24 protein-coding genes are annotated in these 26,457 nt (G+C 46.9%); 23 read left to right on the top strand and 1 reads right to left on the bottom strand.

The annotated features are described in order from the left end of the window. The first annotated feature begins 1 nt into the window (after position 1). The 12 genes from C233_RS0100390 (at position 2) to C233_RS0100450 (ending at position 14,780) form a co-directional block, all read left to right on the top strand. Positions 2-757 (top strand): LytR/AlgR family response regulator transcription factor, encoded by a 756-nt coding sequence (locus C233_RS0100390; RefSeq protein WP_018665628.1) that lies wholly within the window; start codon positions 2-4, stop codon positions 755-757. After that, a complete protein-coding gene (locus C233_RS0100395; protein ID WP_018665629.1) occupies positions 742-1,068 on the top strand; it encodes a hypothetical protein in 327 nt (108 codons plus the stop codon). Before C233_RS0100390 ends, C233_RS0100395 begins: the two co-directional genes overlap by 16 nt. A 197-nt stretch (positions 1,069-1,265) precedes the next feature. Continuing rightward, complete coding sequence (locus C233_RS0100400; protein WP_018665630.1) at positions 1,266-3,698, top strand: TonB-dependent receptor; 2,433 nt, start codon at positions 1,266-1,268, stop codon at positions 3,696-3,698. A 4-nt stretch (positions 3,699-3,702) separates the two neighbouring features. Further along, positions 3,703-4,674: a DUF4249 domain-containing protein gene (locus tag C233_RS0100405; RefSeq protein WP_026314680.1), complete on the top strand. Its 972-nt coding sequence runs from the start codon at positions 3,703-3,705 to the stop codon at positions 4,672-4,674. 27 nt (positions 4,675-4,701) lie between these two features. After that, positions 4,702-5,682 (top strand): DUF4848 domain-containing protein, encoded by a 981-nt coding sequence (locus tag C233_RS0100410; RefSeq protein ID WP_026314681.1) that lies wholly within the window; start codon positions 4,702-4,704, stop codon positions 5,680-5,682. Positions 5,683-5,684: 2 nt separating this feature from the next. Beyond that, positions 5,685-6,317 (top strand): porin family protein, encoded by a 633-nt coding sequence (locus tag C233_RS0100415; protein ID WP_018665633.1) that lies wholly within the window; start codon positions 5,685-5,687, stop codon positions 6,315-6,317. Between the two features lie 212 nt (positions 6,318-6,529). After that, positions 6,530-7,639 carry an efflux RND transporter periplasmic adaptor subunit gene (locus C233_RS0100420; protein ID WP_025068524.1) on the top strand — a complete coding sequence of 370 codons (1,110 nt, stop codon included), beginning with the start codon at positions 6,530-6,532 and terminating at the stop codon, positions 7,637-7,639. 12 nt (positions 7,640-7,651) lie between these two features. Then, entirely contained in the window at positions 7,652-10,831 is a 3,180-nt protein-coding gene (locus C233_RS0100425; protein WP_025068525.1) for an efflux RND transporter permease subunit, read from the top strand. Next, complete coding sequence (locus C233_RS0100430) at positions 10,828-12,186, top strand: efflux transporter outer membrane subunit (RefSeq protein ID WP_018665636.1); 1,359 nt, start codon at positions 10,828-10,830, stop codon at positions 12,184-12,186. The genes C233_RS0100425 and C233_RS0100430 overlap by 4 nt, the downstream gene beginning before the upstream one ends. Before the next feature lie 428 nt (positions 12,187-12,614). Beyond that, positions 12,615-13,892 (top strand): phage integrase SAM-like domain-containing protein, encoded by a 1,278-nt coding sequence (locus tag C233_RS0100440; protein ID WP_004293508.1) that lies wholly within the window; start codon positions 12,615-12,617, stop codon positions 13,890-13,892. A gap of 178 nt (positions 13,893-14,070) precedes the next feature. Further along, complete coding sequence (locus C233_RS0100445; protein ID WP_009316604.1) at positions 14,071-14,247, top strand: histone H1; 177 nt, start codon at positions 14,071-14,073, stop codon at positions 14,245-14,247. A 296-nt stretch (positions 14,248-14,543) separates the two neighbouring features. After that, positions 14,544-14,780: a hypothetical protein gene (locus C233_RS0100450; RefSeq protein WP_009316603.1), complete on the top strand. Its 237-nt coding sequence runs from the start codon at positions 14,544-14,546 to the stop codon at positions 14,778-14,780. Between the two features lie 23 nt (positions 14,781-14,803). Here the strand turns inward: C233_RS0100450 and C233_RS0100455 are convergent, their stop codons facing one another. Then, positions 14,804-15,085 carry an HU family DNA-binding protein gene (locus C233_RS0100455; protein WP_008142902.1) on the bottom strand — a complete coding sequence of 94 codons (282 nt, stop codon included), beginning with the start codon at positions 15,083-15,085 and terminating at the stop codon, positions 14,804-14,806. Positions 15,086-15,221: 136 nt separating this feature from the next. Between C233_RS0100455 and C233_RS0100460 the strand changes: the two genes are divergently transcribed. The 11 genes from C233_RS0100460 to C233_RS0100515 all read left to right on the top strand — a co-directional run bounded on the left by C233_RS0100460 (position 15,222) and on the right by C233_RS0100515 (position 26,428). Beyond that, positions 15,222-15,656 carry a DUF5675 family protein gene (locus C233_RS0100460; RefSeq protein WP_009316602.1) on the top strand — a complete coding sequence of 145 codons (435 nt, stop codon included), beginning with the start codon at positions 15,222-15,224 and terminating at the stop codon, positions 15,654-15,656. Between the two features lie 5 nt (positions 15,657-15,661). Then, a complete protein-coding gene (locus C233_RS0100465) occupies positions 15,662-17,251 on the top strand; it encodes a phage terminase large subunit (protein WP_004303996.1) in 1,590 nt (529 codons plus the stop codon). Between the two features lie 15 nt (positions 17,252-17,266). Then, on the top strand, positions 17,267-18,286 hold the full coding sequence (locus C233_RS0100470; RefSeq protein WP_009316601.1) for a hypothetical protein: 1,020 nt from the start codon (positions 17,267-17,269) through the stop codon (positions 18,284-18,286). A 1,032-nt stretch (positions 18,287-19,318) separates the two neighbouring features. Beyond that, on the top strand, positions 19,319-19,768 hold the full coding sequence (locus C233_RS0100480; protein ID WP_009316599.1) for a hypothetical protein: 450 nt from the start codon (positions 19,319-19,321) through the stop codon (positions 19,766-19,768). After that, positions 19,765-21,324, top strand: a complete 1,560-nt coding sequence (locus tag C233_RS0100485; protein ID WP_009316598.1) for an ankyrin repeat domain-containing protein — start codon at positions 19,765-19,767, stop codon at positions 21,322-21,324. Before C233_RS0100480 ends, C233_RS0100485 begins: the two co-directional genes overlap by 4 nt. 10 nt (positions 21,325-21,334) lie before the next feature. Next, on the top strand, positions 21,335-22,306 hold the full coding sequence (locus tag C233_RS0100490; protein ID WP_009316597.1) for an ankyrin repeat domain-containing protein: 972 nt from the start codon (positions 21,335-21,337) through the stop codon (positions 22,304-22,306). Between the two features lie 41 nt (positions 22,307-22,347). Further along, entirely contained in the window at positions 22,348-23,376 is a 1,029-nt protein-coding gene (locus tag C233_RS0100495; RefSeq protein ID WP_009316596.1) for a DUF1266 domain-containing protein, read from the top strand. Between the two features lie 46 nt (positions 23,377-23,422). After that, positions 23,423-24,130, top strand: a complete 708-nt coding sequence (locus C233_RS0100500; protein ID WP_018665638.1) for a hypothetical protein — start codon at positions 23,423-23,425, stop codon at positions 24,128-24,130. Positions 24,131-24,144: 14 nt separating this feature from the next. Then, a complete protein-coding gene (locus C233_RS0100505) occupies positions 24,145-24,705 on the top strand; it encodes a LemA family protein (RefSeq protein ID WP_009316594.1) in 561 nt (186 codons plus the stop codon). 3 nt (positions 24,706-24,708) lie between these two features. Beyond that, complete coding sequence (locus C233_RS0100510; protein WP_004328545.1) at positions 24,709-25,737, top strand: DUF3137 domain-containing protein; 1,029 nt, start codon at positions 24,709-24,711, stop codon at positions 25,735-25,737. A gap of 37 nt (positions 25,738-25,774) precedes the next feature. Beyond that, a complete protein-coding gene (locus C233_RS0100515; protein ID WP_004328544.1) occupies positions 25,775-26,428 on the top strand; it encodes a hypothetical protein in 654 nt (217 codons plus the stop codon). The last annotated feature ends 29 nt before the right edge of the window (positions 26,429-26,457 follow it).

The raw sequence follows: 26,457 nt of genomic DNA on the forward strand, positions 1-26,457 counted from the left end.
CATGAATATATTGATTATCGAAGATGAAAAAAGGAACTATAACCGGTTAAAGCGTCTGCTGAAGGTTATAAATCCGTCTTACCGCATATCGGAACCGATGACAAGCATTGCTGAAACGACAGAGTACCTGCGACAGCATCAGGCACCGGACCTGATACTGGCCGACATCCGCCTGTCGGACGGGCTGAGCTTTGAAGCGCTGCGGCAGACGGCGGTGTCCTCACCTGTCATTTTTACGACGGCCTATGATGAATACGCCATACAAGCGTTCAAATACAACAGTTTCGACTATCTCCTAAAACCGATAGACGAGAAAGAACTGGCGGCTGCCATAGAAAAGGTCTGCTCACGGAACCCAATGCCGCAAAGCAATGACATCCGGCAACTCATAGAACAGATGCAGCGGAACAACTACAAATACAGGGAACGTTTCCTGCTACCTTACAGGGACGGCTACAAATCCGTCCGTACGGACGAACTCAGCCACATCAGCCTTGTCAGTAAATCGACCTTCCTGTTCCTTCGCAACGGGACTTCCACCCTTGTTCCTTTTTCAATGGATGAACTCGAAATGCAACTGAATCCGGAAGTGTTTTTCCGTGCCAACAGACAATACATCATCCACATAGACAGCATAGAGCACATAGGCAACTACTTTAACTCCAGATTGCTTATACGCCTGAAAGGATATCCTGACGAAAAGATTATTGTCAGCCGGGAGAAAGCCGCGTCATTAAAGGAATGGCTGGACAAATAAGCGCTCCTGCAACTTACATCTTATTTTTAATATATACATTATGGACAGGCTGCCATCTGCCAGCAATGGAGATGGCAGCCTGTTTTTTCACATTCGCGTTTCCGCTTGCGACATCGGGCATCCGGAGTGTTTTTTTGTCATTTGGGACAACCGGAAGTTTTCCGATAAAAGATAAAGACAGACCTTTGTATCTGATAAATATTGACCGGCAAACAATTAAGGATTATGGTGATGAAAAAAAGGATTCTTGTATTATTGGCACAGACGGCATTGCAACTGCTCTTCTTGGCATTGTTTATGGCTTTGCATAAAACAATGCTATAAACTGGGTCCATCCTCTCTCTTGGTATACACTGCCGAAAGGATTTACGGTTCGGAAGCCTGTTTCTGCGATTCGGACGCACATTCCTCCGCTTCCCGACCTTCCGGCTTTCCACCCTGTACGGTTTCGGTAACTTTGTAATGAAAATGATACGATAACCCTCTAATGTGACAGGATGAGATGAGAATGAAAAAAACAAACGGCAAAAAAACAGACGAAAGGAACAGCATCGGACACCGGCTGTTGTTTCTGGTTGTCATAGCGACTGTCTGCCTTCCGGCATATACCCAGGCAAAGGAGTCCCCACACAAGGCAAACCAATATACAGTCAGCGGATATGTACATCAGGAAAACGGAGAACCTCTTATCAACGTAACGGTCATGGATTTGTCAGGCATGAAAGGAACAGTAAGCAACGAACACGGCTTTTTCAGCCTCACTCTACCCGAAGGCAGACACTCCATCCGTTTTTTATACACCGGTTTCAGAGAAAAAACGGAAACGCTGGAGCTGAACAAAGATACGACACTGCAAGTATATCTTGACGAAAGCTACCAACTGGACGAAGTGACGGTGGTGGCGGACTTGAACTCGCCCATACACACGACGCTAACGGGAAAAGTATCGCTGACCGCACGCGACTTGCACACGGAGTATGCCTTACTGAGCTCGCCGGACGTGGTAAAAACGCTCCAGAACCAGCCGGGAGTGGCTGCGGGTACTGAACTCATATCCGGACTCTACGTGCATGGGGGAAACAATGACGAGAATCTATTCCTGCTGGACGGAACCCCATTGTACCAGATAAACCATTTGGGAGGGTTGTTCTCCGCGTTCAATGCGGATGTGATAAAGAACATTGATTTCTACAAAAGCGGCTTTCCGGCACGTTACGGCGGCAGAGTTTCCTCGGTAGTCGATGTACGCACCAAAGACGGTGACATGAAAGAGTATCACGGGAGCGTTTCTATCGGCCTGTTGGACGGACGGGTACAATACGAAGGTCCCATCGTCAAGAACCGCACTTCGTTCAACGTCGCTATGCGAAGAACGTGGCTGGACGCATTGTCTGCACCGGTACTGGCAATCTACAACAGCAGCCGTTCAGACGGCAAGATGAAAGCGCGGTACGCCTTTCACGACATCAATACCAAAATCACACACCTGTTCAGCGACAAGAGCAAGGCTTACATCAGCCTTTACTCGGGCAACGACGTGCTGAAAGTCAATAACAGACAATATTTTCCCGATGAGCAGGACAGAAACAAATTCAACCTGCAATGGGGCAATCTGACTGCGGCGGCACATTGGAATTACCAGTTCTCACCTAAGCTGTTCGCTAACTTTGCCGGAGTGTACACACGCAATCGCTCCGTGTACGATTACCATTCTGAAGTAAAATCCGTAAACGCGGACGAAATGACCGGAATAACACGTGCAGAACGGAGCAACCACTCACGCATTGACGACATAGGCTATCGAATGGAGTTCGATTACCGCCCGAACGTGAAACACCATATCCGAATCGGATCGAACTATTTGTATCACATCTTCCGCCCGCAAAGTCAGGGAAGCAACAATGCTTCGGGGGATGCCGACAGACAAGACACGGTCAGGCAAAGCCATTCATCTTTCTACAGAGGACATGAAATCACGGCGTATGCAGAAGATGACATCAGGTTATCCGAGAAATGGAGGATGAATCTGGGATTGCACTACACGCTCTTCCGGATTGACCGTAAGAATTACCATTCGGTAGAACCCCGCTTGTCGCTCAAGTATCAATGGAATGAGAACATGGCAATCAAAGCCTCTTATACGCAGATGAGCCAGTTCATGCACCTGCTTTCCAATTCGTACTTGAACCTGCCTACCGATTTTTGGGTTCCCTCTACCCGTAACGTCCGCCCGTTACATTCCAGCCAATATGCGGCGGGTCTATACATGCAGTTCCCCAGCCGGTTCCGATTCAACGTGGAAGGTTTTTACAAAACAACGGACAATCTTGTCGAATATTTCGGCGGAAACGGATTGATGCCTTCCATCAACAACTGGGAGTCCATGATAAGAAAAGGAAAAGGACGGGCTTATGGTCTAGAGTTCCTGTTGGCGTACCGAAAGGACAAGCTGTCGGCAGAAGCCGGATATACATTGTCCTGGAGCGAACAGAAATTCCCGCAGTTATATTCCGGATGGTATCCCAGCAAGTTTGACAACAGGCACAAGATATACCTCAACGCCCGATACCGCTTTTCCAAACGTATAGATGTCTATGCGGCATGGACTTATCACAGCGGCAACCGGATAACGCTTCCCACGCAATATGTAAATGGCCCGTTCCTACCCGAAGCGCCGGGACATGCAGAAGCCGAGTGGATTAGAGAGAAACCTAACAATGCCGCTTTGCCCGCCTATCACAGACTCGACCTCGGAGCGAACTTCCGACGCACGACAAAGAAAGGATATGAAAGGATATGGAACATCAGCATTTACAACGCATATAGCCGCATGAATGCCCTGTATGGCAAAGTGGAGCAACTGCCCGACGGCAGTTTTAGAGGTAAAGCCACAGGTATTTTGCCGATTATCCCGTCTTTCAGTTATGCATTAAAATTTTAGAAACATGAAGAAAATATTTTATTGGTTCTTATCGGTCATGCTGACTTCTTGCACCTATGATTTTGATTTGGGCAAAGCAGAGGCCGCCAAGAAATTAGTATTGTACAGTTTCCCGTCCAACCGGGATACGACAATCATCAGCCTGTCATCGAGTGTTCCCGTGGGAAGCCAAGAAAAATTGGTTGATGGCATAGCCGGAGCAAACATATCCCTGTCCGTGAACGGGAAACAACAGACTGTCTATTGGAATGACAAGAAGACAAACTCACTGCCCGAAAACTGTTATTACACAATCGGGAAATGGAATGAGGAAGAACTTGTAAACTTGCAAGCCGAAGTGAACGGACTGCCGGCAATCATGGCACAAACCAGCATTCCGGAACGTTTCCTGCTGGAAGACATTAAGCTGACTGCCCGGCAAGGAGGTGACGGAGCGGTGCTGAGATTCCAGGTTACTTTCAAAGACAATCCTGCACGGAATGATTTTTATGGCATTCGGGTGGTAAAGAAAACGACCGATTATATGGATGGCGACAGTACAGTTCTATATGATCCTGTCGAGTTTGATTTGGAACATGAACCTTTGTTGAATAACCAGTCGCAACTGGATGATATATTCATGTTGCCGAATGAATATTTTCAGAACCTGTACATCTGGAATGACCAAATGGTGCAAGGAAAAGAATACACGCTCCGATTAGATACCGGTCATCAGGAAGATATGGATGTAGAATGGAATGACCATTATGTCCGCATAGAATATAAAGCATATTTGTATAGCTTTTCACAAGAATATTATACCTATTTGAAAACCTTGAACGATATACATAACAATTCGCTTGGTGAATACGGACTGTCCTCCATGCAACAACACTATACCAATGTAAAGAACGGCATAGGCATACTTGGAGGATACCATATAACAGAAACGGAATGGATAAAAAACGTCGAACTGAGCTCATCGACGGTTCAATAAATTACTAATCATTAAATTATTATCAGTATGAAACATTTCAAACAAAAACAAGTGGGTGTATTATTAGCCACATGTCTGTCATTAGGATTATTTTCATGTAACAATGAAAATGAGTTGACAACGCAAACAAACAGCAATATGCTTCCTGAAATTGAAATTTCCCGTATGTCAATGTGGCAACCGGAAACAAGAAATGCCCGAGAAATCGATCCGGACATGCCGGTTCTCCGTTTCAAGGATGAAGAGAGCTATATCCGGATACTGAATAAACTTGATAAAATGAGCGAGGAAGAAAAGACTGCTTATTTTACAGAATTAGGATTTGAAGGAGCATTTACACTATGGAATCAGGCTGACGAGGAACTGGAGAATATATTTGAGGAAGAAAATTCTTCCAGAATGGAACAGGACATCCATAAATTCAAAGAGAAATATTCCGGAATGTTTGCATTCAATACGACCGATACTTACGACGTAACGCCCTACTTCAAATTTACAGATGAAAACTTGGCCTTGGTAGGAAATATTGCAGGTTATGTTGTTATAGGCAATAGATTGAAAACGGCAAAAAATATGACTCCGACTTATGATTCAGGAGAACCGGAAGGAAGTATGACCGATTATTCAATCAATCCGGGACCCATACAGCCAGGATTCAAAGATTTCAAAAACGCTTCCTTGACAATCAAGAACGGGAAATACAAAAGCACCATGACAATAGGGCGTATTGTCAATGGGAACTCTTTTGCCGTCAAATTCATAACGAAGAAAAAAGTACTCTTTTGGCACAAGAAAGTAAAATCGGGCTATTCTGCGGTGTTGGCTATGCACAGTTCCAAATTCAACCACCGGAACAATGTTTTTTGCTCTTATGGCAAAGAAATCGTGATACTCAATCTCCCGATAGAAACAGTCGGCAATGTTTTCGATGCGGATGTGGACAATTTCACGAGTTCAAGAGGAAATGCTAAAGGAAAGCAATCATTCAAAAATATAAATGTAATCTAAGTATGAAGAAGTTATTATTTTTATTTCTTGTTCTTGTATGTGCTAATAGTTATGCACAGGAATTCAGAGTTGGAGTTATCGGTGGTTTAAATGTAAACAGTCCATCCGATTTAGAGTCTCAAAAAGGGTTTCATGCCGGTGTGAAAGGGGAATTTAATTTCCAAGAAGCATCCAAAGGATTGTTTATTGATTTCGGAACCATACTTTCATCAAAGGGATGGAAGACTACCGCTTATTATGACAATACGAGCAAGGAAAGCAACCAATGGAAAAGCATACCTTACTACTTGGACATACCTGTCCATCTGGGATACAAATTCCAGGCAGGAAAATATGCCAGTATATTTGCAAGTGTGGGACCTTATCTGAGTTTCGGATTATTCGGCAAAAATCAAATTATAACTGAAGACGCTAAAGGAAATAGTAAAACGGCAACCAATTCCAAGAATGTATTCCGAGATCATTTGATGGAACGGTTTGATTGGGGATTGGGCGCAAAAGTCGGTGTGGAACTGGCAAGGTATTTTCAAGTGGCGGTCGGCTATAATTGGGGGTTACGAAACCTGAAGACATCCAAGAATATTATGGATATCAAAAATAAGACATTTCAAGTATCTTGTGCATACATGTTTTAATGCGACAGACAATTGTATATAAATATGTTTTTCCCTATACCTTCGGTTTGCTCTCAAAGAATTTTACAATGATGAATCAAATCGGAAATGTTTTATAGATGGGAATTCATTAAAAACAATCTCCTTGTTTTTTCTCGTTGACATTATTGCTATCCGGATTGAACAAGGAGATTGTACTTTTTGAAACATAATAAATAGAAATAAATCCATATATGAAGATAAGAACAACATTTCTTGGATTTTTAGGTTTGTCTTTATTGTCTTTTTCTTGTAAAGAGCAAGAGCAGGAAAGACTAAAATTCAAATCTGAAACATTAATTCTTAAAGAAATGAATACGGATATTGAGCAAACGTATTCTGCAACTCTTACGGGGCAGCAAGATGTAGAAATTTATCCGCAAGTATCAGGAGTCATTTCAAAAATATGCGTAAAAGAAGGCCAACAAGTCAATATGGGTGAACTGCTGTTCATTATCGACCAACGGCCATACAAAGCTGCCTTACAACGTGCCGAAGCAAATACCGCTGCTGCAAAATCCCGGGTGGAAACGGCTGCGCTTACCTACAAGAGCAAACAGGCGCTTTATAAAGAAAATATCATATCGGAATATGAACTTACAACTGCTCATAACGAACTTCTTGAAGCCCGTGCCGGACAAGCTCAGGCCGAAGCGGAAGAAGAAAGTGCTCGCAACAATCTTTCCTATACAGAGATATGCAGCCCGTCAAATGGCGTGATAGGCACGCTTCCTTTCCGCACCGGAGCATTGGTCAGTCCGTCCATTACCATGCCACTGACCACCGTGTCGGACAACAACCGGATGTACGTGTATTTTTCCATGACAGAAAATCAGATTCGTCCTTATATCCATGAATTCGGTTCGTTGGATTCCACCGTTTGCAACATGCCGGACATACGGTTACAGCTAAATGACGGAACAATGTATGAAATGTCGGGGCGCATCGAGAGCATAAGCGGTATCATCAATCCCAAAACAGGCACTCTTTCTGTCCGGAGTGTATTTCCTAACAGAAAGAAAGTGCTGTTTAGCGGAAGTCATGGAAACGTAATCATTTCCCATAAGTTGAAAAATGTACTGGTCATACCCCAGTCTGCCACTTACGAGTTACAGGACAAAATTTTTGTTTATAAAGTGGAACATGGCAAAAGCGTATCCACTTCTGTCTCTGTGGAAAGACTGAATGACGGAAACAATTATATAGTCCGTTCCGGATTGGAACCGGGCGATACGATTGTAAAAGAAGGCGTCGGTGTCTTACGGGACGGAATAGAAATAAGCATAAAACAAACAACAAAGTAAACAAAAGGATATATGAACCTCAGATATTTTATAGAACGCCCTGTATTATCTGTCATCATTTCGATGACTATCATATTGATGGGGGCAATCTCCATATTCACGCTACCTGTGGAACAATATCCGGATATTGCTCCACCAACCATCTCCGTGTTCACTTCTTACCCGGGAGCAAATGCGGAAACTGTGCAGAAGAGCGTAATTGTACCGTTGGAAGAAGCGATTAATGGTGTGGAAAACATGAACTACATTACTTCTACCGCATCGAATACCGGAGAGGTAATGATTAATGTGTTTTTTGCGCAGGGTACAGATGCGGATATGGCTGCCGTCAATGTACAAAACCGGGTATCTACCGCATTAGCATTGTTACCCGCCGAAGTCACCAAAATCGGAGTGCAGACGGTCAAACAACAAAATGCACAATTAAAAAGCATTGCATTATACAGTCCCGACGGTTCTTATGACATGCAGTTCCTGAACAACTATATGAAAATAAATGTCGAGCCCCGCATCAAACGCATTGCCGGAGTGGGACAGATGCGACTGTTCGGTTCCAACTATAGTATGCGTATTTGGCTGAAACCGGACAAGATGTTGCAATACAAGTTGGTACCTTCGGATATTTCTGCTGCGCTGGCGGCACAGAATATCGAGGCTGCCACAGGAGCTTTCGGGGAGAACCACGCCAACGCTTTCCAATATACCATGAAATATCGCGGACGGTTCTCCACACCGGAAGAGTTCGGTAATATCGTCATCCGTTCCTTATCCAACGGGGATATTCTTCGTCTGAAAGACGTGGCGGACGTCCGGTTGGGAGATGAAGCCTACAACTATTCCACCAATGTAAACGGCCGTCCCGCCGCCATTGCCATGATTTACCAAACAGCGGGCTCGAATGCGGCGGAGATCATCGGGGAGATAGACAAGACTATGGAGGAAATCGGCAAAGACCTGCCGAAAGGCACGGAGTTCGTCACGCTGATGGATACGAACGATTTCCTCTACGCTTCCATACGTGAAGTGATAAAGACGCTGCTGGAGGCAATCTTGCTGGTTGTCCTGGTCGTATATGTATTCTTGCAAGACATCCGTTCGACAGTGATTCCCACCATCGCCATTTTTGTGTCCGTTATCGGCACGTTCGCTTTCATGGCCGTTGCAGGTTTCTCGATCAACCTGCTGACATTGTTTGCGCTGGTCCTTGCCATAGGTACGGTGGTGGATGATGCCATTGTCGTGGTGGAAGCGGTGCAGGCACGCTTTGATGCCGGTTACCGTTCATCATATATGGCTTCCAATCATGCCATGAAAGGGATTGCCTCGGCCATTCTGACCTCGACGCTTATCTTTATGGCTGTGTTTATCCCGGTATCCATGATGGGAGGGACATCCGGTGAGTTCTATAAGCAGTTCGGATTGACAATGGCTGTCGCTGTCGGTATTTCAGCGATCAATGCCTTCACGCTCTCTCCGGCCCTTTGCGCTCTGATGCTACGCCCTTATCTGGACGAAAACGGCAAAGTGAAAGATAATTTTGCCGCGCGTTTTCGCAAGGCGTTCAACACCGCTTTCGGTGCCGTGACGCGCAAGTATATGCAGGGAGTCATGTTCTTTATCAGAAAACGATGGTTGATGTGGGGGACGCTCGGGCTTTCTCTGACCCTACTGTTTTTTCTTGTACGGCACACAAAAACGGGACTGATACCGGATGAAGATACAGGCAGCCTGATGGTCAGCATGAATACCCAACCGGGAACATCCCTGTATCTCAACCACGAGGTTATGAAGGAAATTGACAAGCGTTTGCAACAGATACCCGAAATAGAATACAGTGCGGCAGTATCCGGTTACTCGTTTACAGGGGCAGGACCTTCCATGGGACTTTACCTGCTTTCACTCAAAAACTGGGATGAACGCAAGAAGGCAGGACAGTCGGCCAACGATGTAATCGGCAGGATATATGGCTTTGCACCGGAAATTCCGGATGCGCAAATATTTGCCATGGCCCCACCCATGATTGCCGGATATGGCATGGGCAACGGCTTTGAACTCTATTTGCAGGACAAAATGGGAACGAACATGGAGGAGTTCAAGAAAGTGGCGGACAATTTCGTGGCGGCCTTGAACGAACGACCAGAAATAGAGACTGTGTATTCGGCTTTCGACACCGGCTATCCGCAGTATTGGGTGGATATTGATGCCGCCCAATGCGAACGCTCCGGCATTTCCCCAAACGAAATACTGGAAACCTTGTCGGGATACTACGGCGGTAACTACGTATCCAATTTCAACCGCTTCTCAAAGCTGTACCGGGTGATGATACAGGCCGACCCGGACTACCGCGTAACGCCGGAGTCTCTGAATCACTTATATGTAAGAGTCGGGGAAGAAATGGCTCCGTTGGGCAACTTCGTGAAACTGACAAAAACGTATGGACCGCAGGATCTGTCCCGCTTTAACCTCTACAACTCCATAGCCATTAACGGCACTCCGGCTAACGGATACAGTTCAGGAGAAGCCCTGCAAGCCATCCGGGAAACAGCGGACAAAGTGTTACCACAAAATTACGGTTATGAGTTCGGCGGCATTTCACGCGAGGAAAATAAAGCCAGCAACAATGTACCCATCATTTTCGGTATCTGTATGCTGCTGGTATATATGATTCTATGCGCCTTATACGAAAGTTTCCTTGTCCCGTTCGCCATTATTCTGTCCGTGCCGGTCGGACTATCGGGAAGTTTCCTGTTTGCGCAGCTATTCGGGCTGGAGAACAATGTGTACATGCAGACAGGACTTATCATGCTGATAGGTCTACTTGCCAAGACAGCCATCCTGCTGACGGAATATGCGCTGGAACGCCGTAAGGCTGGCATGTCATTGGTACAGGCGGCATATAGCGCGGCAAAAGTCCGCCTCCGTCCGATACTGATGACCGCATTGACAATGATATTCGGATTGATACCGCTGATATTCGCAAGCGGCGTCGGTGCAAACGGAAGCCACTCGCTGGCATCCGGGACTGTAGGAGGAATGCTTATAGGAACACTGGCGCTGCTCTTCCTTGTCCCGGCATTGTTTATCGCATTCCAGTATCTGCAAGAAAAATTCAAGCCCATACAGGCAGACAAGGCTTCGGCGGACTGGAGCATCCAGGCTGAATTAGATGAAATAGAAAAGAAACAAGTATGAAACGAACGATTATATTGATTTCCGTAGTCTGCCTGTTGGCAGGTTGCGGAATATACAAGCCCTATTCCCGTCCCGTCGTGGACGTGGATAACCTGTACCGTGATACAACTGCCGTTGATTCGACTTCATCAGGTACACTTTCATGGAAAGAACTCTTCACGGATACCCGGTTGCAGGAACTCATCATACAAGGACTTGAACAGAATACCGATTTACGTATCGCACGGCTGAAGGTGGAAGAAGCGGAAGCGGTACTGATGAATGCCCGGATATCCTACCTTCCGGCAGTTTCCGCAAACGCAAGCGGGACGATTTCCCGGTTTGACGGGAAAGAATTGCCCAAAACCTATAATTCAGGATTCTCAGCCGCTTGGGAACTTGATATATTCGGAAAAGTCACCAATGCCAGGAAAGGTGCCAAGGCTGCTCTGGAAGGCAGCCGGGCATACGCACAGGCTGTACAAACAAAACTGGTGGCTACCATCGCGGGGAGCTATTATACGCTTGCTATGCTCGACAGGCAACTTCAAATCAGCCTCTCCACCCGAAAGAACTGGGAACGGACAATCACGGTATTGGAAGCGTTGAAACGTGCGGGGCAGACCAATGATGTGGCCGTTTTACAGGCTAAAGCCAGTCTCATGGCATTGGAAAGCACGATTCTCTCCATACAGGAAAACATCACGGAAACGGAAAACAGCCTTTCCACATTGCTTGCCATGCCTTGCAGGGGGATTCGACGCAGTATGCCGGTAAAGGATGATTTTCCAAAGAAATTCGCCATTGGAGTTCCGTTACATTTATTGTCGAACCGCCCGGATGTACGGCAGGCAGAGTACAACCTCATGCAATCGTTTTACGCCACAAATGCAGCGCGAGCCGCATTCTACCCCAATATTACCCTTTCGGGAAACGCCGGTTGGACGAACAGCGGCGGCGAGCTGCTTCTCAACCCCGGAAAATGGTTATTGAGCGCATTGGGTTCGCTGACGCAGCCACTGTTCAGCAAAGGTACGAATATCGCTAATCTGAAAATAGCCAAAGCCCGACAGGAGGAAGCCCTACTGTCATTCCAACAAGCCATTCTTGATGCCGGAAAGGAGGTAAACGATGCACTGGCACAGTGGCAAACGGCAAACAGCCGGATAGAAACAAATACGGAACAAGTGGAAACGCTGACGCTGGCTGTACATAAGACGGAACTATTGATGAAACACTCGTCTGTCAACTATCTGGAAGTCCTGACCGCACAGCAATCCCTACTGGACGCGGAACAGGCGTTGGTTGAAAGGCAGTTCGACAGAATACAAGGTATCATTAACCTTTATCATGCACTGGGAGGAGGGGTACAATAAAACAGTATGGAGCACAACTACAAAAACCGGATATCCGGTTATTTGGAAAAACATCGTTCTTGGGGACGTTCTAAAAAAATGTCTGACAGAAAAATACGGGAATACATCATAAATTTCGATATTAAGAATTCCACTGATGAGGATATCCGGAACTTCATGGCATGGTTACAGGTGGAACTGCGCATAAGATAAATTAAAAGGCTGCCATAAAGGCACACCCTTTTTTCGGACACAACTTTTGTGATTAGGAAAAATAGTTGATTGATAACGAGTTAGTAAATGACACAAGTACGGATTTATCCGTATAAACATTATTTCGCTAAGGAAACTACTCTTTTCATGTAGGTTTCTATGTAGGTTAATTAATACCAATTGATTCCTACTAATGCGAATTAATAATAAGTCATTAACTAACTCGTTATCAGTCTATGTACACGATTAACATCAGGGGTAAGCAGAACCCGAAAGACACCAAGATGGTCAAGCTGGAGATAATTTTCTTCAAGACCGGTTACGCCCGTGTGCCGAAGGTTATAAACATCACAGGGCTATTAAAAGACTGGGATGTCAAGTCTCAGAGTTTCCGTGTAGGGAGTGCGGAGGCCACTACCAAGAACAAACTGCTTTTCGATTTGCGAACCAAATATCTGCATGTCGCCGATACCTGGGAGATGGAAGGCAGGAACTGGTCGCCCGTCCAGCTATCACATTGCTTCGATGAAATCAAGGCGGCCAAACCCGAGGTCAAAGTAAAGAGTGTCCAGCAGATGATCGATTATCTTGAAGAGACATTCAAAAACAAGAAACGCATCAAGAACGGTCAGATTGTCGACAGCACGACCAATGCTAAACGGTATGTCTATCTCAAGCGTGAACTGCAGGCGTTTACAAAGGAAAAATATGAAAAAGCCTTTTCCTCTTATTTCTTTACGGATATTACAGAAGAGTTTCTTCTTGACTTTGCGTTTTGGCTTAAAGAAAGAGGTATCAGAAATGGCAACAAGGCCGGACTTACACACAAACTAAGGTTGCTCCGTGCCGTATGCAGGCAGGCAGAAAAGAAAGAGATGTACGGGGTGAATATGGATAACTTCCTCTGTCTCGGTGATGATATTAATTGGCCAGAAACCACTTCAAGAGCAGTTCCGGAAACAGTCATAGCTAAAATCGCAAATGTTGACCGTACCTTGTTTACGAAAAAAGAGCAGTTGCATCTTGATTTGTTCCTGTTCAGCTACTATACCGGAGGTATGGCGAATGTCGATGTATGTAACCTGACATGGGATTTGGTCCAGGAAGACCGCATCGTCTATGAACGTATCAAGTTTCCCAAAACAGCCAAACCGGAATTACTCAGTAAAGCAAAAGCCATCATGAATAAATACCGTGGGCAAAGTTATGGAAATTATGTATTTCCTGTTTTTACTCATAAACACACGACCACTTCCAAGAAGACTACACGTGTCAAGCAAATTTCCACACGCCTTTCACAAACCTTGACGAAAGCATGCAAGATGCTGCGCATTAAAGAAAACATCACATGGTATTCCGCCCGTGGCTCTTTCATATCGAAGATGGTAGATGCCGGTAATAATCCGTATGTGGTTGCAGAGATGGCTGGTAACAGCCCATTGACCATCTATAAGCATTACTACAAGAATACAAAGCGGGAAGAAATCAAGCGGCAGATGGAAGAAATGTTCTGACCAGACATATCCATAAAGTTGTAAACACCTTGACAATTTCTCTGATGGATAAATCATACGGTGTAATGGCTGTTAAAAGTCATTGATTACCAATGTGATATTTGCAATATTGACAAAATCGCTCTTATTCTCGATTATTTTCATTACCTTTGTGGTCAATAACTTAAATAGAATTTATATGAAAGAATTGGTTTCAAAAATACAGGAAGTATATGCTACATTCTCCACGGATGCGGCACTTCAGATTGAAAAAGGCAACAAGGCCGCAGGGACCCGTGCCCGTAAGACCTCGTTGGAACTGGAAAAACTGATGAAAGAGTTTCGTAAGCTTTCCTTGGAAGAGTCTAAAAAATAACCTTTACACGTCCGGTCGTTATCACATAATGGCCGGTTCTTCTGCAGATGCGGCATAAAAACCATATTGGCAGAACGACATAATAAAATACGGAAAGCGTTAGCTTTTGTCATGCACCGAAATCTGGTAAATTTCACTTATCCGCAGGACAAACAGTTTTCGCCTATGCTTTTGCGTGGGCTTAACTTGTTTGCGGATAGGTTTACCAGAACCTCGGTGCTACGGGTTATGTCCCACGCTTTTTGGTCTTGGTACATTGAATGCTTGACGGGACTCAAGCCAAATACGGAGATATTATGAACGACATGAATCTGATGGATGAACTTTTGAAAATTCCTGCTGATGCAACTGCCGCCACCGTACAAGGCATAGAAATGCTGCTTATCGATGAAAACAAGGCGGGGGCTTTATTGGAGTCGGATCCTAATGACAACACCATCCACGAATGCCTTTTAAGCAACGGCCGTTTCCTGTTCCAATCGGACAATACCAACCTCGTTGCCCTGTATAAAGTAACAGGAGCATCTGAATAACGCTCCTGTTGCATATAATCACCTTATTTGTCTGATTTCATCCTTCCTGCAAAGGCTTTTGACGGTTTGAATGCCGGGATATTGTGGGCAGGCACTATTATCGTGGTATTCCTGCTTATGTTGCGTGCTGTCTTTTCCGCACGGTGTTTGATGATAAAAGAACCGAAGCCGCGAAGATAAACCTCCTCGCCGTTTATCATGGAAGACTTTACGCTATCCATGAATCCTTCGACAACTTGTAACACGACCTGCTTCTCCAGACCGGTCTGCGTTGCTATTTCCCTGACGATATCCGCTTTTGTCATATTAACTCTTGATTAAATACTGTCAATCCGTTCACAAAGATACATCATTTCCTGAAATATCCTCCTTTTACAAACACATATAATAAACATTAGCCGGCGTCCGTCTCTACTCTTTCGATACAAATAGTATCGAAGTATGAAGCTGACACTCAACCGCAAATTCAAAGGTCAGACCTATACCATAGGCGACCTGTCCATCGACGGCAAATTTTTCTGTAATACCATCGAAGATGCCGTGAGGGAACTTCCGGCAACCTGTCCGGATACTCCTCGCGGCCGTTCCTGTACCTGCAAGGAAAAGGTCTATTCCAAGACCGCCATTCCTGCCGGGACTTATAAAGTTACCCTTCAGTACAGCCCCAAGTACAAGAAAAAAATGCCATATCTGCACGATGTACCTCATTTCCTCGGCATCCTGATCCATTCAGGCAACACCGAGGGAGATTCCGCCGGTTGTATCATCGTGGGAAAGAATACGGTCAAGGGAAAAGTTTTGGAATCCCGTACTACATTCCAAAAACTGTATGCCATGCTCGAGTCCGAAAGGGACATAACCATTCAGATTATATAAATCGAATGGCGGTCAACAGGCTCAAACCACCCAGAAACCTGCGCATCGAGTTCAAACCGTCCCCACGGCAGTATGAACTCTGGAAACTGTTGCAACCGAACTATTGTCCCCATTGTGGCGGGGAGATCGAGCAAATCCTTATCGGTTATGACCAGCAAGGCAACCCTCAGTACAGGCCTCAATGCAGGCATTGCAAGTCGCAGAACCTGCCGCAGCTGATACTGGGAGGCGGAGCGGCCGGCGGCGGAAAATCGTATATCGGCAGCGTTTGGCTGGTGTCTTCATGTATTCGGTTCGAGAATATCCGTGCGGTGGTGGCCCGTAAGACACTCAAGTCGTTAAAGGAATCGACATGGAACACCATCAAGTCGATTCTGAAGGACTGGGGACTGAAAGAGGATACAAACTACAAGATAAACAACCTCGAAGGCACGCTCACATTCTGGAATGACTCGGTCATCATCATGAAGGAGATGGCGGATATCCCCAGCGACCCCAACTTCGAGCGTTTCGGCTCTTCGGAATATACCATCGCCATGGTGGATGAGGTGTCGGAAATCTCGGAACGGGCCGTCGAAGTACTGTTCTCCCGTCTCCGCTGGAGAACCCATGAGACATTCAAGACCCCGAGAATGCTGCTCACCACCAATCCGACGATTAACTGGGTGCGTTCCCGCTTCGTGCAGGACGAAAACGGAGACAAGGTCATCTGCCGCGAGGGTGAAGCGTATATACCTTTTTCCGTGTTTGACAACCCGAATATCGCTTTCCGTCAGGTGTACGAGGCGGCCCTGAACAAGATCCGGGACCAGGCGACAAAGGAACGCCTGCTCTATGGCAACTGGGATTTCGTGGAAGCCAACGATATGGCGATTTATAACAGTTTCGACGGCTCCCGGCATCTCGTTACCGGACTGAAAGAAAAAGCATACGATCCGACCAAGCCGCTCATCACGGTGTGGGACTTCAATGTTGCCCCCCAAATGTCGGTGCTCTCCGCACAAATAGACTATGAAAACAGGAAGGTCTATATACTGGAAGAGATACTCGGCAAGCCGGAGGAAAAGGAGAACAACACACCTGCGTTGGCACGGAAAGTACGCTTAAAACTTTACCGGGACAAGCATATTGGCGGAGTGGATGTGACCGGTGACCCTTCCGGGTTACAACGCTCCACCACCAACGAGGACGGCATCAACAACTATACCATCATCACGGACACTTTCGGCAGAGGAATCCTGCGACCGAAGGTAAAGCTGTTACGCAAGCAGCCTCCGCAGGCTACACGGTGCGAGTTCGTCAACGAGGTATTCGGGGGCTATGAAGGCTGGGAGATACAAATCGATATCAAATGTCGCAAACTTACCCAGGATCTGATTTACCAGCTTCGTAACGAGGACGGTACCAAGAGCAAACAGAAGACCACCGACCCGAAAACCGGTGTCAAATATGAACGGTATGGACACTTGTCCGACTGCCTTGACTACCTGCTCTGTTACTACCTGCGCGACAGCTGGTACAAGTTCAAGAGCGGAGGCGACGGGAACGGGTATGTGGTCTCCACATCGGTAATTCAGGAAGGATTTTCATACTAATAACGGAACAAGGATATGTACAGACGGTTTCTCAATAATGACGACTATCTTGGGATAATTACTCCGGAAGCACTAGCACAACTCACGCGGGGCAATGATGCACGATTCATCCAGGCGGAAGAATCGGCGGAGATGAGCATTGTGGAATATTTGTCAGAGAACTACGAGATTGAAAAGGAACTTGCAAAAGGAAAATATATCGCCGAATACGACCATCGAATTACCTATCCCGTGGGTGTGCATGTCTATTTCGAGGGACAAATCCATGAGGTGATACGCTCCGTCAGCGGCTATCGCAAGCCGGCAACGGCAATCTATTGGGAAGAGTGTTCCGATATCCACGTCGATGCGGGACAAGTTGTAAATTACTCCCAGTTCAACACCTATTATCCGGGTGATAAAGTAAACTACAACGGTGTTGTCTATATTTGCCTTGCCGAAAACGGGTACAAGTTCGATGATATCCGTATCCCGATGGTCGGCGGTTGGATCGAGACGGAAGTCACGTTATGGCAGCCTGTCGAGTATCCTCTGTGGTCAGTCGTTGAATATGAAGGGGCGTTCTATACTTTGATGACGCTTGACTGTTTCGATTGCAATCTTGACCCTATGGTGTCCGACTGTTGGGGAGCCATAGCCGATTACGATTCATCATACAATGCCTACGAATTGTCGGAACACGAATATGTAGTTTATGACGGACGGGTATTTTACCCGGAAACGGATGTGAACGCGGACACGCCGCAAGTCGGTCTAAACCTATCATTACACGATCCACGAAACTACAACCTCAAGAAGCATATGGTTCGATTGGCTATCTACGAGCTCACGAAACTCATTGCCCCGAATAATGTCAGTGTTGTCCGTATGCGCGATTACGAGGACAGCATGAAATGGCTTAATGATGCCGCCAAATTGCGACTTAATCCACAAATCCCCCGTAAAGTCGATGACACGAAAAAGCCGGTTACCGATTGGCAACTGGCTACTTTCCAAACAGATTATGACCCGTATCGAAACCCGTGGCTGACCTAAATAACAGTAAATACCGCTACCGGATTTGTTGTCGTAGTCTTTACCATGAACAAGAAACGAAATTACTGCTTGTTTGTTAGTTCCGTTTCCACAAGAGCCCCCCTGAACGGGTGGCAAGTTCCTTGTAATATGCCGCCAAAAGAAGATATAAATTTGGCCTTTTAGAATAATCCAATCTGCTATATTCCTTACTGCCTTTGCGGTATTTAATAATCTCAAGACATTGAATAATTATTTACTTGTTTTTGTGCCCGTTGGATTTAGGTTTGAATAAGGCATGAAGTCTTATCACGCACACCAACAATGTTTCATAATCAACATGAAAGTAGAGGCGTTCATCTTTCAGACTACATTGAAAGTGAATCCGATAGCGGCATGAAACGGTTCTCCCTACAGGACGGGCAGATGAGCAACTGCATGCTCTCTGCCCGTTTTCTATGGTACAAGGCAATTATAATAAAGCCATTTTTATTTTTCCCTGAAAAAAGTGTCGGTTATTTCATTGCAGAACAAAACATTTTTCTAATTTTGTATTTGAAGAAGTATTCACTCTAATAAACTGATATGTATGACAATGGATACATTGTAAAATGTCGCTCGATTTTAACAAATGATATTTGTTTGAGCGAAGCTTCGCATAAAGCGGACGTTTTTCTTGTGTGCATTAGTTACCTTACATATTCCCTTAAAAAGTGTATTAATAATTTGGCAGTGTGGAAAATTCGTGTAAACACACACACACACACACACACACAATTATCGCGCGTCAATATATAATAAAACATTTAATTTACAATGGATTACCGGAATCAATTATCCGGGGTTATCCTTGTCTTACGACAAAAGTTCCTATAAATACTCATCCTCTGCCATATTGTCTCAAAAAAGGCAGGATATTTTTATGGTCCGACGGTACTGGGGAGCGTTCTCTGCGCCCGAATATCGTCGGTTTTTTGTTTCCACCCATAACAGTCTGAAATCTCTTTTAGTGTTTAAGTATCTATGATTGGAATATATGGAAATAAACAAACCATGCCTGAATCCCAGAAAAAAGAACTTTTTTCCGCAGGTATTACCTATATGGTAAGTGGCGAATATGCCTTTGCCTTCTCCTGTTTCACGCAGGCAGGAAAGTCTGACCTGCCGACACTTTACAACAAGGCGTTATGCTACTACTACCTTTCTCTGTATAATGACTGCCGTTCCCTGCTGTTGGAAGCGGAGAGGCTGCTGCCACCGTTAACGGAACGTCTGCCGGAAAACCTGCCGGAAGCCGTCCTCCGCTGGGAATACGAAAAAAGCCCTGCCGGTTGTCCCATGCCGGAGGATGCTCCCGATAACCTCGCCGCCGTACAACTGTTGAGGCTGAAAGCGAAAGTGTCGGCCAGACTGCACCTGCACACGGAGGTGCGGACTATCCACGCCCGTTTGGGCAATAAATATCAACACATTGAAGAACTGATAAAAAACATACAACCATGAAATACAGTGACATATACAGACTTTATTCGACAAGTCAGCCGAAGGATGCAATTCATCAGGCGCTCCGGGAAGTGCCCGTCGATGACAGCGACGAACAGTACGAAGACCGTTCTCCGTTGCATCTTGCCTGCCAGTATGGAGACACGGAGGGGGTCAAGATACTTCTTGAACGTGATGCCGAACCCAACACGAAGGATGCAAACGGTTCCACCCCGATTCATATCCTCGGCAGAACCAGTGCCGGCTGTGCAGATGAAGACAAACTGAAAGAAATAGCCGTCATGCTCATAGAACAAGGAGCGAATATACCGCGTTCGGCCAAGAATACGACGGCCCTTATCGAGTGCATAAGGAACCGTCATTTCAAGATGGCGGAAGCGATCATAGATTCCGGAGCACGCGTCAACTCAACCGACCTTAACGGCGAGAACGTGCTTTTCGGTTTTTGTGCCGCTTCAGGCGACATCAGAAGGGATATCCGGTTCGCGAAAAAGGAACTGGACGAATCCGTACAATACCGTTACCCCGAAAACAAGATAGAGGAAATCAGGAGCAGGATTGCAAGGCTGGAGGATGATGGCGAAACCGCCTACCGACTTGCCAGAAGGCTTGTTGAAGAAGACAAGGCCGATCCGGAAGACAAGTCAAACAGTGGAAAGACAGCCTGGGATGCCGCCATAGAGAACAAGGCGATGAAGATCGCGGCCTTCCTTTCCGGAAGCGACCCCGATGTTGACGAACTTTCGGCCTTGCACGGCAACATGGACATATTCCAGGCTATGTACATGAAGGATATGGAGGCACTGGATGCCATTCTGCGTTCGGGTGCAGACCTGCAGACGGTGTGTGAGCACAAGGATATGTATGACTTTGAAAGCAAGTCGCCCCTCGCTTGTGCGTTCAGTTGGTTTGACAGCATACAGGATGCTCCGGCCATGATTCTGAACGGCGGAGCGAATCCGAATTACCGTTTCCCGAATGAAGAGACGGCTTTTTCGGTATGGGTGAGTAAGGACTATTTCTGCAAGGATACCGAGGTTTACAAGGGGCTGCTTGACCTGATGAAGGAAAAAGGCTGGAATCCCGAGCTTCCTGTTGATACGGAAGGCAACACGGCACTTGCCCTTTCCTGCCGCCATACCGGCTACAGGTTGGGTAAAACGGCATTCGGTTGGCTGCTCAAGGGAAAGGCCGACCCCAACGCCGCCAATCTTTCCGGCCAAACTCCCATGATGATTCTCTTCGGTGGTCATAAGGCGAACGAAAAATATGTGCCTTACGGCTGGTCAGCCGGTTCTGACGACCCCACGGAAATCCTCGAAAAGCTTCTCGAAGCCGGAGCTGACGTGAACAAGACGGACAACCGGGGAAACACCCTCCTGCATTATGTGGCGGCATGTTGTCGTGACAGCATGGCACAGAAAGCGATTGAACTCCTGCTGGACTTCAAGCTGCCTGACGTAAATGCCGTAAACAATGAAGGCAAAACGGCCATGGACGTGGCGGCAGACTACAACAATGACAATCTCGTAAGACTATTATTGAAATATTCTTAAACAAAGATATATGGACAACAACCAGACATTTCTCAATGCTTGCCGAAACGGGCAGAAAAGCATTGTCCAGATATTCCTGAAAAAGGGAGGAATTGACATCAACAAAAGGGATCAGGAAGGAAACACTGCTCTTTATTATGCCTGTCAGAAAGGTTACAGGGACATAGTGGCTCTGCTTCTTGACAACGATGCCGACGCGTCATGTATCAACAACCGTTCCGAAAGCCCGCTCCACGCGGCGGCACGGAGCGGCAACAAGGAAATCCTCGGGAAGCTGCTCCAGAAGGGGGCCGACATCAACGTGACGGACAATGAAGGACGAACCCCGCTAATATGCCTGCTTGACAACAAGCGTACAGATGCCGCCCTTTTCCTGATGGATCAGGGAGCCGATACGGAGGTCGCCGATGCCTCCGGCCACAAGGCCATCGACTATGCCACAGCCCACGGGCTGCGGGAAGTGGTCGCCCGACTCTCGTGCGGGAATGACCGGGATGCACGTGGCAACACCCCGCTTCATCAGGCCGTGTATAACGGACAGGGTGAAATTGTCCGCACGCTGCTCCTGTCAGACAAGTCCATGCTTGACTCGACGAATGACGGCGGAGAGACTCCGCTGATACTCGCCTGTATGCAGGGGAATCTTGTCATGGTCAACCTTCTTCTCGGGACCGGAGCCGATCCCGGCAAAGCTATGCTGAGCGGCAATGCCCCGATACATTACGCGGCCATTTCAGGTAACCGCTTTATAGGCGAGGCTCTGCTGAAGGCCAAAGCTGCGGTTGACGCACAGAATGACAACGGGGAAACCCCGCTTATTCTTGCAGCCAAGGAGGGCCACAACGATTTTGTGTCCGTCCTGCTTGAATTTCACGCGAATGTTAGCATCTCAGACAACCTCCAGCACACCGCCCTGTACTATGCAGGAGAGCGCGGCTTCAACGAAATCGTGGAAAAACTTCTTGAAAACGGAGCGGAATAAACAGGTAAGATATTCATTAACAAATTTAATATTAGAAAGATATGGCAGAAGAAACCAAGAAGACACCTCAGACACCCGAGGAAATCGCAAGAGAAGCACAGGCTCAGGCCATGAAAGCAGCACTGGAACAGGCGCAAGCCTTGTATGGCAACGTACCCGGATTTGAAGGCACCGACCTGATGAAGATGCATGAAAAGCTGATGCAGGACTCGGCCGAGATGTTCCCGGGAGTTGCGGAGGCACAGGCATACCAGGCAAAGATGATGGCAGAATCCGCCCAGGATCCCGAGGCGATAATGGAGACCTACAGCAAAAACATCGAGTTCGCAGGGAACATGATGCAGCAGGCAATGAATGCCGGATTCATGCCGGAAGGTTTACCGGATTTCTCGGACGGTTTTGACGTATATGCAGGTTGGGAAATCACCCGCAAGGGCGACAACAGCCTGACACCTGAACAGAACAGACTTCTGGCTTATGGGGCACCTCTGTTCCTATACAACGATGACAACGTGGACTCCCTTGAAAGTACAGCAGGCACGGACACCCTTAAGGAAATGCTTGAGGAATGGTGGGAAGTTACTGACAGGAAGAGTGCCCTGGAGACCATCTCATGGCTGCTGAACGAAGGCCAACATGCCGGTGCGGATCCGGCCTTGACTGAAATCCGCCAGCGTGGAATCGAGGCCATCACCGAGGAAGAAAAGGCGGACGAGGACAGCAAGATCGGCGATGCGTTCACGATAGCTGAATTTGTAATGGGAGTAAATGAAACGACGGAAGCGGACCTGCCCGAAACCGTGCTGGCATGGGACCTTGTACGTGCCGTGAACATGGCCCGTTGGGCTTTCATCTGCGGCTACATCAATGAAGACGAAATGTGGGAAGCCATCAGAACCACTGCCGGCATAGCCAAGGAATCCTTCAATTCGTGGGAAGAATACGGCAACAGCTTTGCCGTGGGACGCGGAATATGGAGAGGCGAAACAGATGACTACGAGACTGCGGATGAAGTCGTGGGAGCGCTTCTCAATAAAGAAGATTCCCCTTGGAAGGCAATCGAATGGTAGAATCCGAAAAAAATAGGATCAACAATATCTTAAAAGTTTTACGATTATGGCACTTTTCAAAAATGCAGCAACAGAATGGGAGAAAACCATGACAGAGAATGATCTTGACCAAATGGAAGCACAAGGTCTTGACGTAAGTAAATACAGGGAGAAACTGGCCGCACGGCGTGCAAAGGAGGCCGAAGAAGCCAAGCGAGACAGGGAACTGTACAAGAACCCGACACAGCTTGACAAGATGAAACCGTACATGCAGACGCCACGCAGTTCTGAGACCGAGTTCTTCAAGAAACTTGCAGGAAAGGCACCATGGCTGGGCAAAAGCAAGTGGTTGAGAAAATTCACGGAAGGATATATCGTTTACGCGGGGATTGTCAGTGCCCCGGCAGAGGCGTGGAAAGGCGTGAAGCACAAGGACGACTCTTTCCATGGTATTGGCATATACGCACTGGACAAGGGACACATGAACGATGTGGAATGGCTGAAGAGAGTGATGGAAAAGCTGCGCAACATGTGTGAAGGCAGGCAGCCGGTAGCTCCCGGATGTGAGGGCGTAGTCAGTCTTGCCAAGGAGGAGGACTGCTGGTCAACCGTGAAACTGAGTGGTGAAATCGTGGAAGGCGCCGATGTGGAAGTAAGGAAACTTGTCCTTTATTACAAGGAACTTCCCCAAGGCTATCTTCCTTCAGACGGCATCGTCCCCCACTTCTACTGGGAAGGGACAATCAGAGTCATACCGGCTGAATTGTATGTCTAAATCCATCTGAAAATATGATTATAGCCGTTATATGTATTATCGTGGTACTGCTCATAATTATTTTATGGGCAGTATTCACTAACAACAGCCTTATTGCAAAGAAGAACCGGGTCAAGCAATGCAGAAGCGGTATCTGCGTGGTCCTCAAACAGAGGAATAACCTGATCCCCAATCTTGTCGCATCCGTAAAGGCATACATGGGGCACGAGAATGAGATTCTCACCCGCATTGCCGATTTGCGGTCAAGGGCTTCGAACGCTACAGAGTCCGAGCAGATAAAAAGCGGTACGGAAATGTCCTCGCTTCTGTCAAGACTGAATGTGGCGGTGGAAGACTACCCGGAGCTGAAGGCGAACCAGCAGTTCCTTCATCTTCAGGTCCAGATCGAGGACATGGAGAATGAGCTGCAGGCAATCCGGCGCACCTACAATGCCGCTGCTACCGATTATAACAATTACATTGAAATGTTTCCGTCGTCGATAATCGCATCCTGGCGCAAGCATGAGCAGCAGGAGTTGATAGAGTTCCCGGAAAGTGAGATCAAGGAAGTGAAAGTGGGAGAATTATTCAAGTAAAGCATGGAAGAAAGTCAGAATATAGATTTCAAGGGCATTTCCCTTCACATGAAGAAAGAGATGTCCCGTATCAGGATGCTCCGGATTGTGTTCCGCATCCTGACCTCCATTGTCTATCTGTGTACCGTCGTGTGGTTCGGTTTCTGTATCTTCGGCGGATTCCTCGTGGACCGTACTGACTATGAGACTTCCGTCACCACGGGAAAATACCTCATGATAGGCTTTGCCGTATTTTTTGTACTTCATTTCGCATTCATGAAATGTTTTGCCGCGCTGAACAAGAGGGAAACCTACACGATGGCCCACATCATCTACCTGCTGTTCCCGGGAGCAAGGTACAATCCTTCCGGTTCCATACAGCCGAAAGTCTTTGCGGACAGCCGCCTGTTCGGAACGGCATTGTCATCGGGCAATTCGGTAAGTTCGACCTGTTACGGCCGTCTTGACATTCCCGTCGGAAATGACATGATGACTGTCGTGGATGCCGGTGTGACTTCAGCCAATTCGAAAGATTTCTCGGCCTTCAACTTCCTTGAAGTGCCGTACCAGTATTTTATCCGTCCGATATTCGGAGTCAGGATAGAGAGCACGATGCACAGTTTCAGGGGCATGTTCGGGTGCTGCAAGCTGAACCGCACCTTCAGGGGCTACGTGATGCTGCTGCCCGACCATCTGGAAAACAAAATCGGCTACCTGGCGCAAACAATCCAGGGAATGAAGGAAAAGTACGGGGCAAAATTCGTACATTTGGAAGACCCGGAGTTCGAGAGGCATTTTGCCGTGTACGCGGATGACGAGGTGGAAGCCCGCATGGTGCTCACCCCGGCGATGATGCGGAAGCTGACCGCCCTGCGGAAATCCTTCAGCCGTGACCTGATGCTCTCCTTCAACGGGAACATGTTCTACTACGCATCCGACACTCCGGACGGTTTCTTACGTCCCGGCAGGAAGTCGCTGGATGACGAACATCTGCTGGAACAACTGTACAGGGAGGTGAACTTCTGTCTCACTGTAGAAAATGGAATCAAATAATCAACAATAATCGAAAACGAATAAAAAGAATTACAACATGAGCGAACTTAAAAATCTGTCAGCCATTCTTGAAGGAGGTGCTGTTCCGGCCGGTTATAACGGGAAAGCAATCGGCAAATTGTCTAAGACATACCTCAAACTGGAAAACCGCAAAGTAGTAAACCTCTATCCCATCAGAACCGTGATGCACGAAGACAGCCGCTATTGCCTGTATGCCTGCCCGTTGAAAGGGACTGAAATTGACGAGGCCACCCTTCAGAGCATCAAGGCTGAAGTGGATACGCTGGAAATCGGTGAAATCCGTTATGATTCCGTACAGTCCTGTGGCTATGACTATTACATAGTAGATCCTGATACAGGCCGTCATATACTGACAGGACAACGGGATATGGATTCGGTAATGGAAATAAGCGATCATTATGACGGCGTCATCCTGTTCAGCAAATCGGTATTCTCGCCAAGAAAGGCCAATCAGCTTGATTGTGCCTATGCCTTGATCGGCATTGAAAAACAGCCCAACGAGTTCAAGATAGAGGCTATTCCTAATAGCGCGATAGGCCAAGCACCTACGATACTGGAATTTGAAGCTCCGCAGGAATCGCCTGCTGTCGAAAAATACAGGTCGGCCATGACGGTCCTGTCCATAATCATCACCGCGGCTCTGCTTATCTGGTACTTTTTCATAAAATAATATCACCGAACGAATAACTTCACTAATAT

It is taken from the genome of Bacteroides gallinarum DSM 18171 = JCM 13658 (assembly GCF_000374365.1).
In the GTDB taxonomy this organism is placed as follows: domain Bacteria; phylum Bacteroidota; class Bacteroidia; order Bacteroidales; family Bacteroidaceae; genus Bacteroides; species Bacteroides gallinarum.